The 5,876-nt window shown below is 39.8% G+C and carries 8 protein-coding genes; 5 read left to right on the forward strand and 3 right to left on the reverse strand.

The features are described from left to right. A partial coding sequence (locus LC574_RS22720; protein WP_229455794.1) for a DUF2993 domain-containing protein occupies positions 1 to 262 on the reverse strand: 262 nt, incomplete at its 3' end. 682 nt (positions 263 to 944) lie between these two features. On the opposite strand from LC574_RS22720, the gene LC574_RS22725 reads away from it, so the two are divergent. The 5 genes from LC574_RS22725 (at position 945) to LC574_RS22745 (ending at position 3,460) form a co-directional block, all read left to right on the forward strand. After that, complete coding sequence (locus LC574_RS22725; RefSeq protein WP_229455795.1) at positions 945 to 1,361, forward strand: XisH family protein; 417 nt, start codon at positions 945 to 947, stop codon at positions 1,359 to 1,361. After that, positions 1,349 to 1,684 carry a XisI protein gene (locus LC574_RS22730; protein WP_229455796.1) on the forward strand — a complete coding sequence of 112 codons (336 nt, stop codon included), beginning with the start codon at positions 1,349 to 1,351 and terminating at the stop codon, positions 1,682 to 1,684. Before LC574_RS22725 ends, LC574_RS22730 begins: the two co-directional genes overlap by 13 nt. Before the next feature lie 203 nt (positions 1,685 to 1,887). Then, positions 1,888 to 2,265 (forward strand): type II toxin-antitoxin system RelE/ParE family toxin, encoded by a 378-nt coding sequence (locus LC574_RS22735; protein WP_229455798.1) that lies wholly within the window; start codon positions 1,888 to 1,890, stop codon positions 2,263 to 2,265. A 163-nt stretch (positions 2,266 to 2,428) separates the two neighbouring features. Beyond that, the gene (locus tag LC574_RS22740) at positions 2,429 to 2,767 is read left to right on the forward strand and encodes a helix-turn-helix domain-containing protein (protein WP_229455799.1); all 339 of its coding nucleotides are present in this window, start codon (positions 2,429 to 2,431) and stop codon (positions 2,765 to 2,767) included. Positions 2,768 to 2,839: 72 nt separating this feature from the next. Further along, positions 2,840 to 3,460, forward strand: a complete 621-nt coding sequence (locus tag LC574_RS22745) for a Uma2 family endonuclease (RefSeq protein ID WP_229455800.1) — start codon at positions 2,840 to 2,842, stop codon at positions 3,458 to 3,460. A gap of 94 nt (positions 3,461 to 3,554) precedes the next feature. On the opposite strand, the gene LC574_RS22750 is transcribed toward LC574_RS22745, so the two are convergent. Then, positions 3,555 to 4,628, reverse strand: coding sequence for a PstS family phosphate ABC transporter substrate-binding protein (locus tag LC574_RS22750; protein ID WP_229455801.1), 1,074 nt, complete (start codon positions 4,626 to 4,628; stop codon positions 3,555 to 3,557). Positions 4,629 to 4,830: 202 nt separating this feature from the next. Then, entirely contained in the window at positions 4,831 to 5,862 is a 1,032-nt protein-coding gene (locus LC574_RS22755) for a serine/threonine-protein kinase (RefSeq protein ID WP_229455803.1), read from the reverse strand. Positions 5,863 to 5,876: the final 14 nt, after the last annotated feature.

The following is a 5,876-nucleotide window of genomic DNA, read 5'->3' on the forward strand; positions in this document are numbered from 1 at the left end:
GTTCAATTTTGCCAAAAGCCACACTTAGAGGATTGATGGCAACACTAGTCATTTGCATTTTCAATTCCTCCATGCGGAGGTCTTTCTGCATAACCAAGCCTTCGCCTTCAATCGTGACTGCATCCACCTCACCCTGAACTAGTTTTAGTGGGTCTGTTTTGATGTCTACATCTAAATTTTTTACTTCATCTAATTGGCTAGATAATCCTATTTCTGCCGCTTTATTCAGCGCCTGTTCTCCTAATCCAGGACTGTCTGGCATTATTAATTTTACTCCTATAAATAGCATATCCTTAACTTAATATAATTAAATATTATTAAAATATTATTATCTATCTGGCGATGGAATATAAAATTAAATATTGTCTATCTAAAAGTAGAATTATATAATTTTTAATAAAAACTTTTGCTTTTCTACCTATTTTCAGGCGTAGAGCGGCTTGTCGCCAAATATCGCTCAAAAGAAAGATGGTATAGCAATCCTATTTGAGTTGTAAAAATTATCGAACCGCCAAGACGCCAAGAGCGCCAAGAGGAGAAGGAGAGAAGTTTACAAATCATTTAGGACTGCTATATCTTGATAATTTAGTCGTTATGCTATTTTTTATAATTAATCCTGCATTAAAATCTGCTTAAGGATAAAGGGGAGCATCCCACTTTTTTACATGTCATTGCGAGGAACGAAGCAATCGCAAAATTCTTCAGGTCAAAACGAGTCCATGAGATTGCTTCGTCGTTCCTCCTCTCTACGAGACGCACTCGCGTTCGCAATGACAGTTATTCTCAAGAGCAAAATAAAAACTGGGATGCACCCAACCACATCTGTTGTAAGGGCACAGCATTGCTATGCCCCTACCGCGTGGTCTATTTACCTGAAAATAGCTGTAAAATATCATACAAAATGGGATATTTTCATTTTGAGACTCTAATCTAGAGATAGCAAAATGGCTAAAGATGTTTTTCATCAACAGGTAAAAAAAGCATTAATAAAAGATGGGTGGATAATTACTCACGACCCATTTACAATTCGTATTAGTGAAGCAATTAAACTCCAAATAGACTTAGCGGCTGAAAATGCCATTGCCGCAGAACGTAATACAGAGAAAATAGCTGTTGAAATTAAGAGTTTTATTGCAGATTCAGATATCAGTGAATTTCATACTGCACTAGGACAATATCTAAATTACTGCCAAGCTATTGAAGAAAAAGAAGCAGACAGAGTGCTTTATCTAGCTGTTCCTATAGAAACATATCAAGACTTTTTCCAACTTTCTTTTGTCCAACGCACCCTTCAGCGTTACCAAATTAAGTTAATAATTTACGACCCAAAACATGAGGAGATTCGGCTATGGATAAAATAGAACGCTATCGACAATTTATTAAACAAATTTTAAGTGAACATCAACAAATCGCGTCTAATACCGATACTGTCAAATCACAATTAATTTTAGACAATGAAAACGACCATTATCAATTAGCTTACGTTGGCTGGCAAGGAGATAAGCGGGTATTTGGCCCGGTGATGCATTTTGATATTCAAAATGGGAAAATATGGATTCAGTATAACGGTACAGAAGAGTCTGTTGCTGAACGATTGATTGAGTTAGGTGTACCCCCTTCTGATATCGTCATTGGGTTTCATTCTCCTTTTAAACGCCAATTTACTTCTTATGCTGTCGAGTGAGTGTAAATATTTTCAACTCAAGTGATGAATATTCAACAAGCAGTGCAAAGTGCGATCGCATTTTGTACTGTAATCCTTGGTAGATTGACTTTATATGCCTAAACAAAATATACACAAATCCCTCACCACAAATCACCTAACTCAGTAAACCAACATCATTTGTAATATACTCTTGAAAATATACATATTTGAGTGCATAATTAATGAGTTGGGTTGTTGAATTTCATCAGGATTTTGAGCCAGAATTTGATGCTTTACCAGAAGAAGTGCAAAACAAGTTACTTGCCTATACCAATGTATTGGAAGCTTTTGGTTTTGAACTAGGACGACCTCATGTTGATACGCTTAACGGTTCGCGCCACAGCAACATGAAGGAATTAAGGTTTAAAGCAGCAGATGGTGTTTGGCGTGTCGCGTTTGCATTCGACTCAAGACGAAATGCAATATTGCTAGTCGCAGGTGACAAATCTGGTGCTAGTGAAAGTCGTTTTTATCGAAAGCGGCGGGAAACTCCATCCCCTTGTGGGTGGAGAGGGACAGCCGCCCTGCCGCTTGGGGCATTGGGCATAGGGCATTGGTAATTTCTTCCCCATGCCCTATGCCCCATTCCCCATGCCCAAAAACTCCATCCCCTTGTGGGTGGAGTTTTTCATAAGCAACTGATCAAAACAGCTAATGAGAGATTTGACGCACACTTAGCTCAACTCAAGACTCAACAAGAGGAAAAGTGAGGATAACTAACTGATGGGGAAAACTTTAAAGGAAAAACTAGAACAGTTATCACCGGAACGACGCAAAAAGATTGAAGAAGAATCTAACTTACTTATCGCCGAAGAAATGACGCGACAACAATTGAGACTCGCACTCAAACTCACTCAAGAAGACATGGCGCAACTTCTGCAAATTGACCAAGGGAATGTTTCTCGTCTGGAACAGCGTACTGATTTGATGCTCTCAACTTTGCAGAAGTACATTGCTGCAATGGGAGGTGAGTTACGGCTTGTTGTTGAATTTCCCAATCGTCCACCTGTAACCCTAGTAGGTATTTCCGAAATCGAAGAATCAGAGGAAGTAGCGATTTGAATGACGTGTGATGGAAAAGCTAATAACAATAACTAAAAATGTTCGCAATATCCAAGCAAAGGTAGGCAATTTATGACTCAAGCCATACCCAAATTAGTAACCTTTGAAGATTTTGCAGCGTGGAGACCTGAAGGTGGAAGGTATGAATTACATGATAGCGTGATTGTTGAAATGGCACAACCAGTAGGAGACCATGAAGATATTGTCGGGTTTTTGGTTGAAAAAATTGCTGTTGAGTACGTTCGTAATGGTTTACCTTATCTCATTCCAAAAACAGCATTAGTTAAATCTGCTATTAGTCAGTCTTGCTATTCTCCAGACTTGCTATTACTCAACCGTCCTGCTTTAAAATTAGAGCCACTTTGGCAGAAATATTCTACGGTTGAGTTTGCCGATTCTATTCCTTTAGTGATTGAAATTGTTAGTACTAACTGGCGGGATGATTATCATAAAAAGCTAGGTGAATATGAGGAAATAGGGATAAAAGAATATTGGATTGTTGATTATTTAGCTATCGGTGGTAAAAAGTTTATCGGTAATCCTAAACAACCCACTATCTCTATCTACCAATTAGTTGACGGTGAATACCAAGTTACTCAATTTAGAGGCGATGACCGCATCGTATCACCTATTTTCCCCCAACTAAACCTGATTGCTCAACAGATTTTTCAAACTGGTAGTTCCCAGGTATAGCCGCGATCGCCCACAAGTCTATACCTCTAGATCGCCGACTTCTTTAAGAAGTCGGGGTTCTCTGGTAAGGGGGCTTAATTGTCCTTCAAATCTACTAGCGAACTGCGACGAAACCAGCTTGCTCAATCGCCTTTTGTCCTTCATCAGTTAATAAAAGATTGGCATAAGCATCTCCAATCTGCTGCTCCTGACCTTTATTCTGCTTAATAATCACAAACAAGTTAGCGATCATGGGATAGCTGCGATTTTTGATCGCCTGAGTATTTAGCTGATTGCGCTGACGTAGACATTGCTCAGGTGACACCAGAGGTTCGCGGTAGGGGGGAATTAGCTGACCAGAAGTGCTACCCAATGGCAAAGCCTTCACGCTACATTGAGGTAATACTGAACGGGCAGAAGCGTAATAGACACTACCAGGAGTTTTACTGAGTCGGCGCACAGCCTCTGTAGTAGAGTAGACATACTGCACATTAGAGCCAAATGCTTGCCCCTTTAGGTTGCTGTTGCTAGCAAATATTACTGTATCTGCGTCCTCTGGTCGTTGAGACAAAGGTGTGATGGCTAGGTTTGGCCCACCTACTTGATTCCAGTTAGTAATTTTTCCCAAATAAATCTGCTGTAATTGGTCAACAGTTAAACTTGGCACATTGAGTGATGGGTTGACTACCACTGCTATCCCATCCATACCCACCTGACGTTGCTCAAGGGTGAAGCCTCGCTCTTTTGCCATAGCTTGTTCTTCATCCGTGAGGGGACGGGAAGATTGAGCAAAGTCTATTTTCCCATCAAGCAACATCCGAATGCCGGAGCTAGAACCAGGGCTACCATTAACGGGGTTTACATAGCGTAATTGTAATTCCGGGCGATCGCTCTGGATCTGAGAATCTACCAATTGCCGGATAGATGCCCAAGCTGTACTGCCTCCATAGTTAAATGAGGCATTGGGGACATTAGCAACTGTCTGAAAAGTTGATCCACTACTAGAGGGGGTATTGATATTTTGATTAGAGGAATTAACACTGTTGCGAGACAAGAAATTCGGCTTGAATAACCACCAAAGCAGTCCGCCAATAACCATAAGTGTCAGCACTTTACCAATAATCAAACCTCTAAGAAAGAGGGCAATTTCACCGTTAATTAAAGCTTTTTTTGAATTTGTATTGTCCATATCTTTAAATCTTGTTTATTCTATTTATCCTACAGGAATCTATAAATATTTAGGTTAAGAACAAATCTGGAATCAGCCAGTTAATAGTGATTTTTATGATTGCTGGTAAATGATTAAGTCTTTCTCATGTATTAAGGCTCAATTTCCTCTTTGGTAGTCTTTGCGATGGTGGAATTGCTTTTATAGACTCCTCTGTTGCTACTTATTTAGCTACTTGGCGATTCACCTTAATATTAGTGAACCGTGGCTCAAGCAATTTTTCTCTAAAATTATTTAATTGAGTAGGTTGGTTTGGAGGTGATGTACCTGTATTAACAAATGTATAGATTAAAACTAGTACTATTAAACTAGTGATAGTACCAAGGCCTATTCCCAACAGCAAAATAAAATTTTTATAAGTTAGAAAATAGCTATCATCAGTGTCTTGGTTTATGTCATTAGATTGTAATGACTCTGACAACGCCAGATCAGAATTAAGCGCTTGCAAAGCTTCTGCGGCAGATTGGTAACGCTGGTTATAGCGATCGCAAACCATTGTATCTAAAATATTTGCCAGAGCCTCACTTACCTGTGCCTGATCGCGCCAGAGAACTTCTCCAGTGTTGGGATCTTCTTGTAGTTGCTCAGGTATTAAACCTGTCAAAGCTTGAATACCAATCATCCCTACTGCATAAATATCGCTGGAAAGTTTTGGCTTTCCCTTAGCCTGTTCGCTTGGCATATAGCCAGGAGTCCCAACAGAAATTGTTAAGCCTGCTCCTAAAGCACCAATTTTCTTAATACTCCCAAAGTCAATTAGCACAATCTTCTGATCGGAGTGCCGCCGCATTAAATTTTGGGGCTTAATATCCCGGTGAATAATGTTATTTTCGTGAACGAAGGACAGCACTTCTAGGATGTCTTTTAATAAATTTAAGACTACATTCTCGCTAAGACGCTCACCTGGTAGAATTTCTTGAGTCAATGCATGACCGTCAATAAATTCCTGAACTAAATAGAAATCCCCATCTTCATTAAAATGGGCAAATAGTCTAGGAATTTGGTCGTGGTCGTTGCCTAGCTGGTATAAAACTTCCGCTTCCCGATCAAATAGGCTTTTAGCGATGGGTAGAACAGCAGGATTGGTATCTTTTGGCTGGAAATGTTTGACGACACAATGGGGTCGTCCTGGTAAATCTAGGTCTACGGCTAAGTAGGTATCACCAGAACCCCCGCTTCCTAAGTGTTTGCCCATTTTAATGAAGATGG

This window comes from Nostoc sp. CHAB 5715 (assembly GCF_020829685.1).
Lineage (GTDB): Bacteria > Cyanobacteriota > Cyanobacteriia > Cyanobacteriales > Nostocaceae > Nostoc.